Annotated in this window: 17 protein-coding genes; 11 read left to right on the top strand and 6 right to left on the bottom strand. The window is 68.1% G+C overall.

Annotation, left to right across the window (positions count from 1 at the left end):
* Positions 1 to 139 precede the first annotated feature (139 nt).
* Complete coding sequence (gene pdxH, locus AC6HZP_RS08350) at positions 140 to 742, bottom strand: pyridoxamine 5'-phosphate oxidase (RefSeq protein ID WP_497526191.1); 603 nt, start codon at positions 740 to 742, stop codon at positions 140 to 142.
* Between the two features lie 123 nt (positions 743 to 865).
* Between pdxH and AC6HZP_RS08345 the strand changes: the two genes are divergently transcribed.
* Positions 866 to 1330 carry an RT0821/Lpp0805 family surface protein gene (locus AC6HZP_RS08345; protein ID WP_497526190.1) on the top strand — a complete coding sequence of 155 codons (465 nt, stop codon included), beginning with the start codon at positions 866 to 868 and terminating at the stop codon, positions 1328 to 1330.
* Between the two features lie 112 nt (positions 1331 to 1442).
* Positions 1443 to 2441, top strand: a complete 999-nt coding sequence (locus AC6HZP_RS08340; RefSeq protein ID WP_201403113.1) for a DnaJ C-terminal domain-containing protein — start codon at positions 1443 to 1445, stop codon at positions 2439 to 2441.
* 2 nt (positions 2442 to 2443) lie between these two features.
* Here the strand turns inward: AC6HZP_RS08340 and AC6HZP_RS08335 are convergent, their stop codons facing one another.
* Positions 2444 to 3430 (bottom strand): L-threonylcarbamoyladenylate synthase, encoded by a 987-nt coding sequence (locus AC6HZP_RS08335; RefSeq protein ID WP_497526189.1) that lies wholly within the window; start codon positions 3428 to 3430, stop codon positions 2444 to 2446.
* Between the two features lie 198 nt (positions 3431 to 3628).
* Between AC6HZP_RS08335 and AC6HZP_RS08330 the strand changes: the two genes are divergently transcribed.
* From AC6HZP_RS08330 to AC6HZP_RS08315, 4 genes are all read left to right on the top strand, one after another.
* Positions 3629 to 4390: an enoyl-CoA hydratase-related protein gene (locus tag AC6HZP_RS08330; protein WP_497526188.1), complete on the top strand. Its 762-nt coding sequence runs from the start codon at positions 3629 to 3631 to the stop codon at positions 4388 to 4390.
* Positions 4391 to 4463: 73 nt separating this feature from the next.
* A complete protein-coding gene (locus AC6HZP_RS08325; protein WP_497526187.1) occupies positions 4464 to 5393 on the top strand; it encodes a histone deacetylase family protein in 930 nt (309 codons plus the stop codon).
* Between the two features lie 89 nt (positions 5394 to 5482).
* Positions 5483 to 5731 (top strand): exodeoxyribonuclease VII small subunit, encoded by a 249-nt coding sequence (locus AC6HZP_RS08320; RefSeq protein ID WP_201403109.1) that lies wholly within the window; start codon positions 5483 to 5485, stop codon positions 5729 to 5731.
* A 112-nt stretch (positions 5732 to 5843) separates the two neighbouring features.
* Entirely contained in the window at positions 5844 to 6773 is a 930-nt protein-coding gene (locus tag AC6HZP_RS08315; RefSeq protein WP_497526186.1) for a pirin family protein, read from the top strand.
* A gap of 425 nt (positions 6774 to 7198) precedes the next feature.
* Here AC6HZP_RS08315 and murB read toward each other — a convergent pair whose 3' ends face one another.
* From murB to AC6HZP_RS08300, 3 genes are read right to left on the bottom strand one after another with little or no spacing between them, the layout of a single operon-like run.
* The gene (murB, locus tag AC6HZP_RS08310; RefSeq protein WP_497526185.1) at positions 7199 to 8245 is read right to left on the bottom strand and encodes a UDP-N-acetylmuramate dehydrogenase; all 1047 of its coding nucleotides are present in this window, start codon (positions 8243 to 8245) and stop codon (positions 7199 to 7201) included.
* Positions 8246 to 8281: 36 nt separating this feature from the next.
* A complete protein-coding gene (locus tag AC6HZP_RS08305; protein ID WP_497526757.1) occupies positions 8282 to 9604 on the bottom strand; it encodes a chloride channel protein in 1323 nt (440 codons plus the stop codon).
* A gap of 36 nt (positions 9605 to 9640) precedes the next feature.
* Entirely contained in the window at positions 9641 to 9952 is a 312-nt protein-coding gene (locus tag AC6HZP_RS08300; protein WP_497526184.1) for a Dabb family protein, read from the bottom strand.
* A gap of 156 nt (positions 9953 to 10108) precedes the next feature.
* Between AC6HZP_RS08300 and dxs the strand changes: the two genes are divergently transcribed.
* Positions 10109 to 12031: a 1-deoxy-D-xylulose-5-phosphate synthase gene (gene dxs, locus AC6HZP_RS08295; protein WP_497526183.1), complete on the top strand. Its 1923-nt coding sequence runs from the start codon at positions 10109 to 10111 to the stop codon at positions 12029 to 12031.
* On the opposite strand, the gene AC6HZP_RS08290 is transcribed toward dxs, so the two are convergent.
* Positions 12028 to 12390 (bottom strand): antibiotic biosynthesis monooxygenase family protein, encoded by a 363-nt coding sequence (locus AC6HZP_RS08290; RefSeq protein WP_497526182.1) that lies wholly within the window; start codon positions 12388 to 12390, stop codon positions 12028 to 12030. The two genes, dxs and AC6HZP_RS08290, sit on opposite strands and share 4 nt — an antisense overlap.
* A gap of 268 nt (positions 12391 to 12658) precedes the next feature.
* Here AC6HZP_RS08290 and AC6HZP_RS08285 point away from each other — a divergent pair, with 268 nt between their 5' ends.
* The 4 genes from AC6HZP_RS08285 (at position 12659) to dmeF (ending at position 16539) form a co-directional block, all read left to right on the top strand.
* Entirely contained in the window at positions 12659 to 13216 is a 558-nt protein-coding gene (locus AC6HZP_RS08285; RefSeq protein WP_497526181.1) for a copper chaperone PCu(A)C, read from the top strand.
* Positions 13213 to 13836 (top strand): SCO family protein, encoded by a 624-nt coding sequence (locus tag AC6HZP_RS08280; RefSeq protein WP_211201074.1) that lies wholly within the window; start codon positions 13213 to 13215, stop codon positions 13834 to 13836. Before AC6HZP_RS08285 ends, AC6HZP_RS08280 begins: the two co-directional genes overlap by 4 nt.
* 1442 nt (positions 13837 to 15278) lie before the next feature.
* Entirely contained in the window at positions 15279 to 15548 is a 270-nt protein-coding gene (locus tag AC6HZP_RS08275; protein ID WP_201403102.1) for a metal-sensing transcriptional repressor, read from the top strand.
* 37 nt (positions 15549 to 15585) lie between these two features.
* Positions 15586 to 16539: a CDF family Co(II)/Ni(II) efflux transporter DmeF gene (gene dmeF, locus AC6HZP_RS08270; RefSeq protein WP_497526180.1), complete on the top strand. Its 954-nt coding sequence runs from the start codon at positions 15586 to 15588 to the stop codon at positions 16537 to 16539.
* The last annotated feature ends 81 nt before the right edge of the window (positions 16540 to 16620 follow it).

Here is a 16620-nt window from a genome sequence, read left to right as displayed (position 1 = left end):
ACGATCTCGGTGCAACCGATCGATTGCACCGCCGCCGTGCGTGCTTCGAGACGGCCCTACGGGCCCCTCAGCATGATGAGGATGGTGTCCTGCAAAGGCCTTCCCGGGGAGAGGTGAAGGAAGGCGCCAGCCTCAAGGCTTACGGATAGAGCCGTTCGCGGTTCCAGTCGCCCGCGCCCGGCACGTCGCGGCGGAACACGATGCGGTCGTGCAGGCGGAAGGCGCCGTCCTTCCAGAACTCGATCTGGGTCGGCAGGATGCGGAAGCCGGACCAGTGCGGCGGGCGCGGGATCTCGCCGATGGCATGCTTCGCCGCGAGCGCGGCCACCGACTTTTCCAGCGCGAACCGCGATTCGAGCGGCTCGGACTGCTTCGAGGCCCAGGCGCCGAGCCGGCTGTGGCGCGGCCGGGTCTTGAAATAGGCGTCGGCCTCCTCGGCGGTGACCGGCTGCACCGGCCCGCGCACGCGGACCTGGCGACGCAGGCTCTTCCAGTGGAACAGCGCCGCCGCCTTGGGATTGGCGAGCAGCTCCCGGCCCTTGGCGCTGCCGTAATTCGTGTAGAAGACGAGGCCCCGCTCGTCGAAATCCTTCATCAGCACCATGCGCACGTCCGGAAGCCCGTCGGAATCGACGGTCGCCAGCGCCATGCCGTTCGGATCGTTCGGTTCCGAGCCCTCCGCCTCGAGCAGCCAGGCTGCGAAAAGGGCAAGGGGATCGGTCGCGGCTGTGAAGTCACTCATCCTTAATCATCTTTTCCGATGCTGCGATCCGCAGAGCGTCCGCTGGGGGTCATTCGTGCTGCTACGGGACAGACATATATCGACCGGACGGCACATGACCAGACAAGACGGGATCGCACGGGAATGCGGATGATCGGCGGCCTGCGCCCGCTCCTGCTGATCGCCGGTTGCTGCGGCCTCGCCGGCTGCGGCCTCGTACCCGGCGGACCCGAATCGGATCTCGACACGATGACCACCGCCTCGATCGCGCCGGCCAGGCCCGCGACACCGGCGAAGCCCACGCGCTCGGTCGTCGAAGCGGTGGCGCCATCCGACTGGGAGCATATCCGCCTGACGGCCTCGACCTTCATGCCGGGTTCGACCAATGGCGACGTCATCGACTGGACCAATCCGGACACCGGCTCGAACGGCACGCTGTCGCCGGTTCGCGTCGCCCGGACCGAGCCGGACGGCCGCAATTGCCGCGCCTTCTCGCTGACGGTCAGCGACGTGCGCGGCATCCGCCGCTACAAGGGCGACGCCTGCCGCGCGACGGACGGCATGTGGCAGCTCTTCGAAGTCGTTCCCGAAGACAGCGCACTTCTCTAATCTTCCAGCGATTCGAGGCGATTGGAATCAATTCCTAGCCTCCCTATGTTATGGAGAGTTCCGGTGCCGCATGGCGGGCCGGGATGAATCCTGCCCTTAGAGGGGGTTTCCCATGCGTGATCCATATCAGGTGCTCGGCGTCGAGAAGAAGGCGACCGCGGCCGAGGTGAAGAAGGCGTTCCGCCGTCTCGCCAAAAAACATCATCCCGACCAGAATCAGGATGACCCGAAGGCTCAGGAGAAGTTCTCCGAGATCAATTCGGCCTACGAGATTCTGGGCGACGACGAGAAGCGCGGCCAGTTCGACCGCGGCGAAATCGACGCCGAAGGCAAGCCCAAGTTCCAGGGCTTCGAAGGCTTTTCCGGTTTCGATCCGAGTTCCGCCTCCAGCTCCGGCGCCCGCAGCTTCCGCTGGTCGTCGAGCGGCGGCGGCAATGGCGGCGCCGACGACATCCTGAACGACCTGTTCGGCTTTGGCGGCAGCCAGGGCGGCGGCTTCAGCGGTTTTGGCGGCCAGACGGGCGGCTTCAGCAGCGCCTCGGGCGGTTCCAGGGCCTCGGCCCAGCCGCGCGGCCGCGGCGAGGACGTCTCGGCCGCCGTCGCGGTGACGCTCGAACAGATCGTCCGCGAGGAGAAAGTGCGCGTCGAACTGCCGACGGGCCGTACGCTCGAGATCTCGATTCCCGCCGGCACACGGCCCGGCCGGGTGATCCGGCTTCGCGGCCAGGGCTGGGCCAGCCCCACCGGCGGTCCCTCGGGCGACGCGCTGGTCACGGTCGAGTTCGTGCCGCATCCGCTGTTCAAGGTCGATGGCGACGCGCTTCGCCTGGACCTGCCCGTCACGCTCGACGAGGCCGTGCTCGGCGCGCGGGTCCGCGTTCCGACGCTCACCGGCTCCGGCACGATGACCATCCCCGCCCGTTCCGACGGCGGCCGCGTCATGCGCCTGAAGGGCAAGGGCCTGCCGACCTCGGTCGGCGGCCATGGCGACCTGCTCGTCTCGCTGAAGATCGTCCTGCCCGAGACGATCGAACCGGAATTCGAGGCGCTGATGCTGCGCTGGCGCGACCAGAAGTTCTATTCGGCGCGCGGCCCCGAGTTCGAAGGCTGAACCTAGGGCCGGGGCGCCGCGGCGCGCCGGAGCCGGTCGACGATCGCCTCGCCGAGCCCTTTCATCGGGATCGGCGCCACGGCGATCGTTGCCGCCTTGCCGTCGAGCTCGCGCAGGGCCGAGAAGAGACGCGCCGCCGCCTCGATCAGGTCGCCGCGCGGGCTCAGATTGATGACGGCTGACGCCAGCTCGGCATGAAGGGGCAGCGTCGGCCCGAAAGCGATCAGCGCCTCGCCCGGCAGCACCTCGGCCGCGTCGAGGCGCACCATCGCGCCCGGCGCATAGTGCGAGGCCAATTGTCCCGGCGCCGTCGGCGCATCGGGATCGGAGAGCTCCACCTTCTCGACCGGCATGCCGGCGACCGCCTCGATTTTTTCGCGCGGCAGGCCGCCAGCCCGGAGCAACGCCAGCCCGGTCGGCGTCGCGGCGAGGATGGTCGATTCCACCCCGACATCGCTTGGCCCGGCGTCGAGCACGATCGCCACCCTGGCGCCGAGATCGGCGACGACATGGCCCGCCGTCGTGGCGCTGACATGGCCGGAGCGGTTCGCGCTTGGCGCCGCGAGCGGCCGGCCGAAGGCCTTCAACAGCGCATGCGCCGCCGGATGCGACGGCATGCGCACGGCCAGCGTGTCGAGCCCCGCCGTGGCGAGATCCGAGACGCCAGCATCAGCGCGCTTCGGCAGCACCAGCGTCAGCGGGCCCGGCCAGAACGCCTCGGCGAGGCGCCGCGACACGGGGTCGAACACCACCAGCCGCTCGGCCGCCTCGAGATCGGCGACATGCGCGATCAGCGGGTTGAAGCTCGGCCGTCCCTTGGCCGCGTAGATCCGCGCTACCGCCTCGCCATTGGTGGCGTCGGCGGCGAGACCGTAGACCGTCTCGGTCGGCATCGCGACGAGCTGGCCGGCCTCCAGCGCCGCCACGGCCTCGCTGAGCGCGCCGGCGTCGTCGGCGGGACGAATGTTGGAGGATTTGTGCGCGGCCAAGCCGATCTCCCGAAACCATCTGCGGCGGAATACGCCAAAAGGACCGGCGCGCCCGTCCAGTCAACCCACGCATAGCGCGAGTAGTTTTTCTGGCACAACCGAGACACTCGGAAAATGCAATCAAATTCGTTCGGACACTTTACTTCATGGCGGGCGCAGTCCAATTCTCCATGCCGGACTGCAGGGGGCTGACAGCGCATGAAGGACAGCATGAGTTTACCGATTGCCATCGAGACGAAGGGCGGAATCACCGTCATTCGGATCGACCGGCCGGAGACTCAGAATGCGCTGACGGTCGACATGATGGCGGCCATCTCGGATGCCCTCGTCCGGGGCGAGCGCGACGGCCGCACCAAGGTATTCGTCCTGCTCGGCACCTCCGGCGTCTTCTCGGTCGGCAGCGACCTGCGCGAAATGCTCAACTTCGCCGATGCGGGCCGGCTCGATGAAACCGTCATCCGCTTCCTGAAGACGATCGCGACGATCGAGAAGCCGATGATCGCCGCCGTCGACGGCCTCGCTCTCGGCCTCGGCGCCCACATCCTCCTGCATTGCGACTATGTCATCGCCAGCGAGTGGTCGGCGTTCGAATCGAACTGCGTCGAGATCGGCGTCATTCCGGGCGGCGCGGCGACGCTGCTGGCGCCGCGCGTCATGGGGCCGCAGCGCGCCTTCGAATTCCTCGTGCTCGGCGAGCGCTTCGACGCCGATCGGGCCTACCAGGCCGGCCTCGTCAACCGCGTCGTTTCCGCCGCCGATGTCGAAAAGACTGCCTTCGCCATCGCGAAGAACCTGATCGGCCGCTCGCTGGAAACAGCCGAGCTGACCCGCCGGCTGTTGCGCGGCGACCGGCGCGACGTGCTGGCCAGGATCGACCAGGAGATCGTTCATATTTCGGACCGGCTGCGCTCCCCCCTCGCGCGGGACACACTGGTCGCCTACATGCGCAAGACGCACTGACGGCGGTACGCGCCGCCGGCGATGCGGGCTGCGGGGATCCGGCTGGCGGATCCACCGACGACCAGGAACCATCATGGCGACGCTTCTGATCCACCATCCGATCTTCGCCAGGCATCTCGTGCCCTTCGGGCATCCGGAGCGGCCCGAGCGCATCCAGGCCGTCGAGGCGGCGCTGGAGGACGAGCGCTTCGCGGCGCTGCTGCGCCAGGAGGCGCGGATGGCGGATGTCGAGATGATCCTGCTCTGTCATCCGCGCTCGCATCTCGAAGCGATGCGCCACTACAGCCCGTCCGAAACCATGATCCGGATCGACGCTGACACGACGATGTCGCCGAAGACGCTGGAAGCCGCGCTGGTCGCGGTCGGCGGCGCCTGCCAGGCCGTCGACGCGGTGATGGACGGCGATGCGAAAAATGCCTTTTGCGCGATGAGGCCGCCAGGCCACCATGCCGAGCCCGATCGCGCCATGGGCTTTTGCTTCTTCAACCAGGCGGCGATTGCCGCCCGCCACGCCCAGCGCGGCCACGGCATCGAGCGTGTCGCCATCGTCGACTGGGACGTCCACCACGGCAACGGCACGCAGGCGATCTTCTGGGACGATCCCAGCGTGCTCTACGCCTCGACGCACCAGATGCCGCTCTATCCCGGCACCGGCGCGGCGAGCGAGACCGGCGCCGGCAACATCGTCAACGCGCCGCTGCCGCCCGGCGCCGGCAGCGCCGAATTCCGCCGCGCCTTCGAAAGCCGCATCCTGCCGGCGCTCGACGCCTTCCGGCCGGAGCTGATCATCATTTCGGCCGGCTTCGACGCGCATCAGCGCGATCCGCTCGGCGAGCTGAACCTCGACGAAGAGGACTTCGCCTGGGCGACCGACCGGCTGATGGAGAGCGCGGCGCGCCATGCGCATGGCCGGATCGTCAGCATCCTGGAAGGCGGCTACGACCTGAAGGCGCTGGCGACGTCGACGGCCGTGCATGTCGAACGGCTGATGCAGGCCGGCTGACCGGGCATCCGGGTCGCGCGGGCCGGAACGGCTTGCATCGCGCCGCCCGATGACCGAAAAGGTTCGCCGCACAATCCGGAGACCGCTTCATGTCCGACACCCAGACCGCTCTTGAGAGCCTTTCCTTCGAAAAGGCCCTGGCCGAGTTGGAGACGATTGTCGGCCATCTCGAGCGTGGCGACGTTCCGCTCGAGGAATCGATCAAGATCTACGAGCGCGGCGAAGCGCTGAAGAAGCATTGCGACGCGCTCCTGAAGCAGGCCGAGGCGAAGGTCGAGAAGATCCGGACCGGCGCCGGCGGCCAGGCGACCGGCACCGAGCCGCTCGACGTGGACTGATCCAATCTTCCGGCGACGTCATCGCTGAACAATCCGTCGCCGGAACGGAGCCTTTCGGTTCATACTGCGCGTCTCCATTATCGGTGCTGCCCGTGATGCAGAGGAGAGTGCCATGAGCCGCCTGCCCGATATCGATCCCATTTTCGGCGACGCCGCGTCGAGCGACGCCATCGAGCTGGTCGTGGTGCCGCGTTCCGTCGATCTGGGCGGCTTCGCCGTCAAGCGCGCCCTGCCGACGGTCAAGCGCCGCATGGTCGGCCCGTTCATCTTCCTGGACCAGATGGGCCCCGGCGACCTGCCGGTCGGCGAAGGCCTCGACGTGCGGCCGCATCCCCATATCGGCCTCGCCACCGTGACCTATCTGTTCGACGGCGAGATCATCCACCGCGATTCGACCGGCGTCGAGCAGGCGATCCGGCCGGGCGACGTCAACTGGATGACGGCCGGCAGCGGCATCGCCCATTCCGAGCGCTCCAGTCAGGAATTCCGCCAGAAGGCGAACGACCGCCGCATCGGCGGCCTGCAGACCTGGGTGGCGTTGCCGAAGGACCAGGAAGAGGTGACGCCGGTCTTCCACCACCATAGCCGCGGCGACCTCCCCGTCATCACCGGCGACGGCGTCGACCTCCGCCTCATCGTCGGCTCCGCCTATGGTGAGACCTCGCCGGTCCAGACCTTCTCCGACACGATCTATGCCGACATCGTGCTGCAGCCGGGCGGCAAGCTGCCGGTCGACGCCCTGCACGAAGAGCGCGCCATCTACATTTTCGAGGGCGAGATCGAGATCGCGGGCGACGTGTTCGAGGCGGGCCGGCTGCTGGTGCTGCGCCCTGGCGACCCGATCCTCGTCACGGCGCGGGCGCCGAGCCGGCTGATGCTCGTCGGCGGCGCGCCGATGGAGGGCCCGCGCCATATCTGGTGGAATTTCGTCTCCTCGTCGAAGGATCGCATCGAGCAGGCCAAGGCCGACTGGAAGGCGGGCCGCTTCCACAAGGTCTATGGCGACGAGAAAGAGTTCATTCCGCTGCCGGAAGGACCGTAGGGCGAGGCGGGCTCAACTCCCCTTCGTGCAGAGCCCCCTCCTCATCATGCTGAGGAGGCCCGAAGGGCCGTCTCGAAGCACGCACGACGCTTGTGCAGTCGCCATCTCGCACCAAGGCCGTGCGTCCTTCGAGGCCCGAGCTGTGCTCGGGCACCTCAGGATGATGGAGATCGGGAACTGCAGGACGGCCTTTCGGCTCGCCCCCTCACCGCCCGCCCCCCAAGGGGAAGATGAGGAAGGGTGTGCCCCCTTCCGCCGTCATCCCGGGCGGAGACCCGGGATCCATTCGGCCGGGTTGGCAGTCGCGCGAACCTCCCGAGGCATCCGCTGTATGGATCCTCGCCTTCGCGAGGATGACGGCGAGCGTGAGGAAGCTCCGGGCATAAATCTCTCTTCGGAGAGCGGGCCCCTCCTCCGAAGAACCCTCAGAGAAACACCGGCTCCTCGACCAGCTGCACGCCGAACTTCGCCTTCACGCCGTCCTTGATCCGCGTCGCGAGCGCGACGATTTCCGCCGCCGATCCGCCGCCGTGGTTGACGAGGATCAGCGCGTGGCGGTCATAGACACCGACATGGCCGAGGCGGATGCCCTTGAAGCCGCTCTGCTCGATCAGCCAGGCGGCCGAGAGCTTCATCTGGCCGTCCGCCTGCGGATAGCCGCCGAGTGCCGGATGATCGGCCTTGAGGCGCCCATGCAGCTCCGCCGGGACGATCGGGTTCTGGAAGAAGCTGCCGGCGTTGCCGATCCGCGCCGGGTCGGGCAGCTTGCGGCTCCGGACCGCGACGATCTCGTCGAAGACGGCTTCGGGCGTGACCGACGCCGCGTCGCGAAACGTTGTCGCGATGTCGGGATAGGTCAGCACTGGCTGCCAGGGTCGCGGCAGGCGGAAGCGGACGCTGGTGACGACATAGCGGCCGGGTTGATGCTTGAAGACGCTGTCGCGATAGGCGAAGGCGCAGTCTTCGCGGCCGAAGGTCACGAAGGATCCGCTCGTCGTATCGAAGGCGCGCAGGCTGTCGAAGCGGTCGGCGAGCTCGATGCCGTAGGCGCCGATGTTCTGCACCGGCGCCGCGCCGACGGTTCCGGGGATCAGCGCGAGGTTTTCCAGCCCCGGATAGCCTTCCGACAGCGTCCAGCGGACGAAATCGTGCCAGGTCGCGCCGGCCGCCGCCTCGACGATCCAGTGATCGGCATGCGCCTCCACCAGCCGCTTGCCGGCGATCCGCATCAAAAGCGTCACGCCGTCGAAATCGGAACTCAGCACGATGTTGCTGCCGCCGCCGATGAGGCGGCGCGGCAGGTTTGCAAGCCCGGGATCGGCGAGCGCCGACTGCAGATCGTCCTCGGACCGCAGGGGAACCACCAGCCGGCTGCGGGCGCGGAAGCCGAAGCTGTTGCAATCGTCGAGCGGGTAGTCCGTCAGAATCTCGTGCATGCTCATCCCGGGCAGGAAGGGTTTGCCCCTGTTCATGCCCTCCTATGACGGATCAGGCCGCCCGTGTCACCCTCAGCCCACCGTCGGCTTCGGCTGCGGGATCAGCGATTCGGCGAGCCCGTGATAGAGCGACTGCGGCACCAGCAGGCTCGACACGCCATAGCCGATCACCGAGGCGCACATGATCGGGATCAGGTCGGCGCTGTCGCCGGTCATTTCCAGGATGATGACGAAGGCGGTGATCGGCGCCTGGACGACGCCGGCGAAATAGCCGGCCATGCCCAAAAGCGCCGCGACGCCGGCGCTGCCGCCCATCACCAGCACGAGCAGGCTGCCGACGCCGGTGCCGACCGCCAGCGACGGTGCGAAGATGCCGCCGGGAATGCCGGAAATCGAGGAAAGCAGCGTGGAGGCGAATTTCGCCGGGGCGAAATACCAGGGCAGGACCTCGCCCTCGATCGCCGCGCGCGCATGTTCATAGCCGGTGCCGAAGGTGCTGCCGCCGGTCGCGATGCCGATCAGGGCGACGGCGAGGCCGCAGGCGCCCGCCACGGCGAGCGTCCGCTTCCACGGCATGACGCTGGTCCAGACGCGGATCTGCTGGGTCAGGCGGAGCATCAGCTGGCCGAACAGGGCGCCGGCCAGGCCGCCGAACACACCGCAGAAGACGACCATCAACCAGCCATCGACGCCTTTGACCGAACCCGAGACCTGGCCGAAATAATCGTAATTGCCGACGAGGCCGAGCGAGACGAGGCCGGCGATGATCACGGCCGAGAGCACCAGCCCCGATGTCTTCTGCTCGAAGGAACGGCTCATTTCCTCGATGGCGAAGACGATGCCGGCGAGCGGCGCGTTGAAGGCGGCGGAGATGCCAGCCGCCGAGCCGGCGAGAATGAGGCCCTTGGCGCGATCCGCGCCGCCGATCTCGCCGACCTTCAGCATGATCGCCGCGCCGATCTGCACGGTCGGCCCCTCGCGGCCGATCGACCCACCCGAGGCGATGCCGACCAGCGTCAAAAAGATCTTGCCGATGGCGACGCGCAGCGACAGCAGCTTCGAGCGCGCCGCGATATCGGTCGTCTCGCAGGCGGCGATCGCCTGCTGGATGCCGCTGCCGGCGGCGCCCGGAAACACCGTGCGCGCCAGATAGGCGCAGAGCATGAAGCCGAGCGGCGACAGGATCAGCGGAACCCAGATTCCCTGCCCCGCCATGTATTGAAACAGCGTCTGCGCCTGATCGGCGGCGAAGGCGAAGAAGACGCTGACCAGGCCGATCGTCCCGGCGCCCACCCAGAACACGAGGCGCTGGCGCAGGAAATCGCGGGAGAGCCAGGGCGGCAGGGGCTGGTCGGACAGCTTCCGGAAGCGTGGCCGCTGCAGTTTCAGTCGCAAAAGCAAGAATTCACTCCATGCAGGATCGCGCGGGGATCACGAGCCGTTTTCGACCGGCGCGAGCGGCACATAATCGATTTCGAGAAAGGCCGCGACCTCCGGCACCCAATGGTCACGCACGAAGGCGACATGGTCCGGATGGTCGTTGTAGCCGGCATAGGCGGCCTCGTCGGCGAACTCCATGGAGAAGCCGAAATCATAGTCGTTCTTGGGGCTTACCTGGCGCAGCTGCTCGAATCCGCCGACGCCCGGGATCGATGCGAGCCTCTGCGCATTGGCCAGGAAGAGCTGCTCCGCCGCCGAGCCCTTTTCGTGTTTCAGCCGGAAAACCACCGTGTGCCGGATCATGGATGCCCCCGTATGCAGCAAGTATTCACAGTAGCGTCCGCGGCCGCAACCGCAACCCACGCGGGATTTGGCCGCGCCCCGGCGAGGCCGCCCGCGTTGCCACCCGTCGCCGCGTCGTGTAACCGTGCCCGTTCATGTAACAGTCACGCTCGATAGATGACCGGCAAGCCCGAAACGCCCCTTCTCGATACCGTCGCCACGCCCGCCGACCTCCGCAACCTGCCGGAGAGCGCGCTCGCGCAGCTGGCCGCGGAGCTCCGCGCCGAGACCATCGACGCCGTCTCGATCACCGGCGGCCATCTCGGCGCCGGCCTCGGCGTCGTCGAGCTGACGGTGGCGCTGCACTATGTGTTCAACACCCCGGACGACCGGATCATCTGGGATGTCGGCCATCAGGCCTATCCGCACAAGATCCTGACCGGGCGCCGCGACCGCATCCGCACGCTGCGCCAGCCGGGCGGCCTCTCGGGCTTCACCAAGCGTTCCGAGAGCGAATACGACCCGTTCGGCGCGGCGCATTCCTCGACCTCGATCTCCGCCGGGCTCGGCATGGCGGTGGCACGCGATCTCGACGAGGGCGACAACGCCGTCGTCTGCGTGATCGGCGACGGCGCGATGTCGGCCGGCATGGCCTATGAGGCGATGAACAATGCCGGCGCGCAGCGTTCGCGGCTGATCGTCATCCTGAACGACAACGACATGTCGATCGCCCCGCCGGTCGGCGCGATGTCCGCCTATCTGGCCCGCCTCGTCTCCGGCCGCACCTATCGCTCGTTCCGCGAGGTGGCGAAGCAGCTGACCAGCAAGCTGCCGCGCTTCTTCCACGAGAAGGCGAAGCAGACCGAGGAATATGCGCGCGGCTTCTTCACCGGCGGCACGCTGTTCGAGGAGCTCGGCTTCTACTATGTCGGCCCGATCGACGGCCATAATCTCGACCATCTGCTGCCGATCCTGCGCAATCTGCGCGACGCGCCGGAAGGCCCGATCCTGCTGCATGTCGTGACGCAGAAGGGCAAGGGCTACGCGCCCGCCGAGGCCGCGCCCGACAAGTATCACGGCGTCAACCGCTTCGACGTCATCACCGGCAAGCAGGCCAAGTCGACGCCGAACGCGCCGAGCTATACCCGCGTCTTCGCCGAGGCGCTGGTCAGGGAAGCCGAGGCCGACGACAAGATCGTCGCCGTCACCGCGGCGATGCCCGCCGGCACCGGGCTCGACCTGTTCGGCCAGGCGTTCCCGAAGCGCACCTTCGACGTCGGCATCGCCGAACAGCATGCCGTCACCTTCGCGGCCGGCCTCGCGACGGAGGGCTACAAGCCGTTCTGCGCGATTTACTCGACCTTCCTGCAGCGCGGCTACGACCAGATTGTGCATGACGTGGCGATCCAGAAGCTGCCGGTGCGCTTCGCCATCGACCGCGCCGGCTTCGTCGGCGCCGACGGCGCGACCCATGCGGGCTCGTTCGACACCGGCTTCCTGACGGCGCTGCCCGGCATGATCGTCATGGCGCCGTCCGACGAGGCGGAGCTGGTGCACATGATCGCGACCTCGGTCGCCATCGACGACGCCCCCTCTTCCTTCCGCTATCCGCGCGGCGAAGGCGTCGGCATCGACCTGCCGGCGCGCGGCGAGATCCTGCCGATCGGCAAGGGCCGCGTCATCCGCCAGGGCAGCAAGGTGGCGATCCTCTCCTTCGGCACGCGCCTCAAGGACGCGCTGAAGGCGGCGGAAGAGCTCGACACCTACGGGCTCTCGACCACGGTCGCCGACGCCCGCTTCGCCAAGCCGCTCGACACGGACCTCGTGCTCGACCTCGCCCGCAATCACGAAGTCGTGATCACGGTCGAGGAAGGCGCCGTCGGCGGCTTCGGCGGCCAGGTGCTTGCCTTCCTCGCCGGCGCCGGCGCCTTTGATCGCGGCCTCAAGATCCGCACACTGGTGATGCGCGACGAATTCATCGACCACGACAAGCCGGAAAAGATGGTCGCCGACAGCGGCCTCGATACGCGCGGCATCGTCGCGACCGTGTTCGAGGCGCTCGGCCGCAGCGACGACGCCGCCGCCTTCCGCAGCGCCTAGGGTTTGGCTACGCCATCCCCATGCGCCCGGCGGCTGTCGCCGGGAGCCTCGGCACGCTCGTCGAGGCCATAGTCGCGCAGCACGCTGGCGACCCGCAGCCGATAATTGGCAAAGACGCCGTTGCGGCCGCGCGCCTGCGTCTCGCGGTGCGCCGGCCGGTTGCGCCAAGCCCTGACCGCCTCCTCGTCGCGCCAGAACGAGAGGGACAGCAGCTTGCCGGGCTCGGCGAGGCTCTCGAAGCGCTCGATCGAGATGAAGCCGTCCATCGCCTGCAGATCGGCCTTCAACGCGGCGGCGAGGTCCAGATAGACCTGCCGCTCGCCCTCCGCCGGCCAGACCTCGAAGATCACGGCGATCATGCGATCCCCCGGGTCGATAGGGCGGTCGCGCGGTGGCTGCAGCAGGGAATCATGGTCGGCTCCTCGTCGATTGCGCCGGCATCCTAGCGCATCCGGGCTGAGGGCTGCGCGCGGGCGTGGCCGGGGGCCTCGAAGCGATGCGACGGCGATCTGGCGACGAAATGGCCGGTGCGACGGGCCGATCGCGCCAAAATTGTCTCCAAAGCGTCCCCTCGCGGCAGTCCGCCACGCTTCTCAGGGGCCTCCGAGGGGGCTATCTCTGGCAATCATGATCAAACGCATCGCCCTTTCGCTTCTCTTCGCCGCGTCGCTGGCCACGCCAGCCTTCGCCGACGTCACCGCCGGCACGCTCGTCATCAGCGAGCCCTGGTCGCGCGCAACGCCCCCCGGCGCGCGGGTCGGCGGCGGCTACCTGACCATCAAGAACACCGGCTCGGAGCCCGACACGCTGGTTTCGGTCGCCTCGCCGGCATCGGAAAAGGCCGAGTTGCACCTGATGAAGACCGAGGACGGCGTCATGGCCATGCGTCCGGCCGAGGCAGGCGTCGAGATCCCCGCCGGCGGCACGCTGGTGCTGGAGCCCGGCGGCTACCACGTCATGTTCATCCGCCCCAAGGCGCCGTTCAAGCAGGGCGAGAGCGTGCCGTTGACGCTGACCTTCGCCAAGGCCGGCGCCGTCGAGGTGAACCTCACCGTCTCACCGATCGGCGCGCCGGGACCGGCCAAGACCGACGGCGACAAGCCGAACATGGACACCTCCGCCCACGGCGCCGGACAGGAAAACACCGGCGCTGAGGCCCACGGCAATCACGGATCAGGCGAATGAGCGAGACCAAGACCGGGGGCAATCCCCACAAGACGCTGCGGACGGTCCGCTACGTGCTCTGGGCGCTCGTCGCCATCGTCGTCGTCGCGATCGGCGTGTTCACGCTGCTTCCGAAGAGCAGCAATCCGGTCGTCCAGCTGAGCGCGATCGGCGGCCCGTTCTCCGTCGTCGACCAGAAGGGCCAGCCCGTCACCGAGGCGGCGCTGAAGGGCCACCCCTCGGCGATGTTCTTCGGCTTCACCTTCTGCCCCGACGTCTGCCCGACGACGCTCTACCAGGCGACGCAATGGCTGAAGCAGCTCGGCCCCGACGGCGACAAGCTCAAGGTCTATTTCGTCACCGTCGACCCCGAGCGCGACACGCCGGAGCAGATGGCGAACTACCTGCACGCCTTCGACCCGCGCATCGTCGGCCTCTCCGGCAGCCGCGAGCAGATCGACGGCATTCTGAAGGCCTACAAGGTCTATTCGAAGAAGGTCGGCGACGGCGAGGACTACACGATGGACCACAGCGCCGCCGTGTACCTGCTCGATTCCAACGCCAATTTCGTCGGCACGGCCGATTATCACGAGAAGGACGAGACGATCATGGAGAAGCTGCGCCGCCTCGTCGCCAGCTGATCCGGGATCGACGGACGGCCGCGCGAAGCTCGCGTGGCTGTCGTGTTCAAGGGGGCAGAGGCGATCCTCGCCGCCTCTTTCCGCGCCGCGCGGCAATGCGCGGCTGCTCGACGTAGCAAGCTCGGGGCAGGCTACGCGACACGCTCGCCGTCATCCCGGGCTTTGACCCGGGATCCATCCAGCCGGGTTGCCAGCCGCGCGAACCTCCCGTACGCGCGGCGGTATGGATCCCGCCTTCGCGGGGATGACGGAGGGTGGCTTGGCGGCTTCGGCGCGCCGATTTCGCAAGGAGGATGGAGTTGGCGCTGCCGCTTCGGTCTGCCGCCTGCCCCGAAATGCGTGACGCCCCGCACAGCCTCCTGCTGCTGCCGGAGCGAAACGCCAGCCTACGCGACACGTTCGCCGTCATCTCGGGCTTTGACCCGGGATCCATCCAGCCGAGTTGCTGGCCGCGCGAACCTCCCGGATGCGCGGATGTATGGATCCCTGCTTTCGCAGGGATGACGGACGGTGGCGCGGCGGCTTCGGCGTGCCGATTTCGCAAGGATGATGGAGTTGGCGCTGCCGCTTCGGTATGCGGCCGAAGTCGAACACACGACGCGGCCCCCTCCCCTTGCTGCGGCCGGAGCGAGCCCCAGCCTGCGCGACACGCTCGCTGTCATCCCGGGCTGAGACCCGGGATCCATTCAGCCGGGTTGCCAGCTACGCGAACCTCCCGGACGCGCGGCTGTATGGATCCCTGCTTTCGCAGGGATGACGGACGGTGGCGCGGCGGCTTCGGCGCGCCGATTTCGCGGGGATGAGGGAGATTGGCACTGCCACTTTGGCGCGCCCCCGAGGTTGAAATTCGCGACGCGGCCCTTCCTCTGCTCCGGCTGCAATGAAACGCCAGCCTGTGCGCCACGCTCGCCGTCATCCCGGGCTTTGACCCGGGATCCATTCGGCCGGGTTGCCAGCTACGCGAGCCTCCCGAATGCGCGGATGGATGGATCCCTGCTTTCGCAGGGATGACGAGTTTTGTCGGGCCGACGGGGAGCGGCCCCCTTTCTCAGATGACGGCCGTTCCCGTGTCCGCCTTCCGGCGCCGCCACGCACTCGAGCGGGTGTCACCATTGCCTCCCGACCTGCCCATTCCATATCCGCCGGCCGCTTGGCCTCGGCCCCGCCCTCCACCTGGCGTCGCCATTGCCTCACAGCCTGCCCTCCGCCGGTCTGGCCGCCAAGGCCCCTCGCCCTGCGCCGCCGGTGAGCCCCGTCTCCTGCCTCCCCGCCTCCCGCCACCCGGCCTCCTGCCCACCGGGTCCACGCACCCGGCCTACCGCCCTCCCAGCCACCGCCCCGCACGTCCCCGTATTCCCTGCCTTCACGCTTCCCCCGCCTCCGCCCTGCCCCCCAAAATCTCCCGCTTCCCATATCCCCTCCCCTAGGATAGGATCATACCCATGAGCCACGCCCAGAACCCAGAAATCCTGCAGCGCCTGCGCCGTGCCGCCGGGCATCTTTCCAGCGTCATCACCATGGTGGAGGACGGCCGCGACTGCCTGGCCATCGCCCAGCAGATGCAGGCCGTGATCAAGGCGATCGAGAGCACCAAGCGGACGCTGATCCACCATCACATCGACGAGCATCTCGGCGCCGCCGCGAGCGCGTTGCCCGCTTCCGATGCCCGCGCGCTCGTCGCCGAGATCAAGGAAGTCAGCAAGTATCTCTGAAACACCGCGCCGGACGCCGGGCGGAAGGATGAACAGCATGAGCGCGACAGACAGCTTTGGCGGACACGAGCACGTCTTCCTCGGCGCCTCGCATGACCGCAACCAGCGGCGGACGATGATCGTCGTCGGCATCACGGCGCTGACCATGGTGGCGGAGATCGCCGCCGGCTACGCCTATGGCTCGATGGCGCTGCTCGCCGACGGCTTCCACATGTCGACGCATGCCGGCGCCCTCCTCGTCGCGGCGCTCGCCTATCGCTATGCCCGCCGCCATGCCAACGACCCGGCCTTCACCTTCGGAACCGGCAAGATCGGCGATCTCGCCGCCTTCGCCAGCGCCGTCATCCTCGGCATCATCGCCGTGCTGATCGCCGTCGACGCTGCATGGCGGCTGGCGTCGCCCGTCGAGATCGATTTCGACCCGGCCATCGCGGTCGCCGTCATCGGGCTCGCCGTCAATCTCGTCAGCGCGCTGTTGCTGCATGAGGGCACGCCCGGTCACGCGCACGATCATCCCCATGATCATGCGCATGACCATCCGCATCACCACGATCACGGACACGCCCGCGATCACAATCTGCGCGCGGCCTATCTCCATGTCCTCGCCGACGCCGTGACCTCGATTCTCGCCATTGGCGCCCTGCTCGCCGGGCGCTTCCTCGACTGGGTCTGGCTCGATCCGGCGATCGGCATCCTCGGCGCTGTGATGATCGCAAGCTGGTCCGTCCGGCTGTTGCGGGAGAGCGGCCGCATCCTCGTCGACGCGGTACCCGACAAATCCTTGCAGGACGCCATGCGCGCCCGCATCGAGGCGACCGGCGCGCGGATCACCGATCTTCATCTCTGGCGCGTCGGTCCCGGCCACAACGCGGCTGTGATCAGCCTCTCTTCGGCCGATCCGCGCACGCCGGACCAGTATCGTTCGGCGCTCGCAGGGCTCGCCGGGCTGTCGCATGTCACCGTCGAGGTCCGACAGGCGCCGGGGCGCTGAACCTCCCCCCGGGAGTGCCGCCGGACCGGTTTACCGGCCCTGCGGCCCGATGGCGCCGCCATGGCCCTTGCGCTTGGGCGC

It is taken from the genome of Kaistia sp. SLG-1 (assembly GCF_059699055.1).
The sequence above is the reverse complement of the archived record's forward strand: the minus strand, read 5'-3'. Positions and strand labels throughout refer to the sequence as shown.

Coding starts and splice junctions, on each gene's coding strand:
- pdxH (WP_497526191.1), bottom strand. CDS start 742: ATGAGTGACTTCACAGCCGCGACCGATCCCCTTGCCCTTTTCGCAGCC.
- AC6HZP_RS08345 (WP_497526190.1), top strand. CDS start 866: ATGCGGATGATCGGCGGCCTGCGCCCGCTCCTGCTGATCGCCGGTTGC.
- AC6HZP_RS08340 (WP_201403113.1), top strand. CDS start 1,443: ATGCGTGATCCATATCAGGTGCTCGGCGTCGAGAAGAAGGCGACCGCG.
- AC6HZP_RS08330 (WP_497526188.1), top strand. CDS start 3,629: ATGAAGGACAGCATGAGTTTACCGATTGCCATCGAGACGAAGGGCGGA.
- AC6HZP_RS08325 (WP_497526187.1), top strand. CDS start 4,464: ATGGCGACGCTTCTGATCCACCATCCGATCTTCGCCAGGCATCTCGTG.
- AC6HZP_RS08320 (WP_201403109.1), top strand. CDS start 5,483: ATGTCCGACACCCAGACCGCTCTTGAGAGCCTTTCCTTCGAAAAGGCC.
- AC6HZP_RS08315 (WP_497526186.1), top strand. CDS start 5,844: ATGAGCCGCCTGCCCGATATCGATCCCATTTTCGGCGACGCCGCGTCG.
- murB (WP_497526185.1), bottom strand. CDS start 8,245: ATGAACAGGGGCAAACCCTTCCTGCCCGGGATGAGCATGCACGAGATT.
- AC6HZP_RS08300 (WP_497526184.1), bottom strand. CDS start 9,952: ATGATCCGGCACACGGTGGTTTTCCGGCTGAAACACGAAAAGGGCTCG.
- dxs (WP_497526183.1), top strand. CDS start 10,109: ATGACCGGCAAGCCCGAAACGCCCCTTCTCGATACCGTCGCCACGCCC.
- AC6HZP_RS08290 (WP_497526182.1), bottom strand. CDS start 12,390: ATGATCGCCGTGATCTTCGAGGTCTGGCCGGCGGAGGGCGAGCGGCAG.
- AC6HZP_RS08285 (WP_497526181.1), top strand. CDS start 12,659: ATGATCAAACGCATCGCCCTTTCGCTTCTCTTCGCCGCGTCGCTGGCC.
- AC6HZP_RS08280 (WP_211201074.1), top strand. CDS start 13,213: ATGAGCGAGACCAAGACCGGGGGCAATCCCCACAAGACGCTGCGGACG.
- AC6HZP_RS08275 (WP_201403102.1), top strand. CDS start 15,279: ATGAGCCACGCCCAGAACCCAGAAATCCTGCAGCGCCTGCGCCGTGCC.
- dmeF (WP_497526180.1), top strand. CDS start 15,586: ATGAGCGCGACAGACAGCTTTGGCGGACACGAGCACGTCTTCCTCGGC.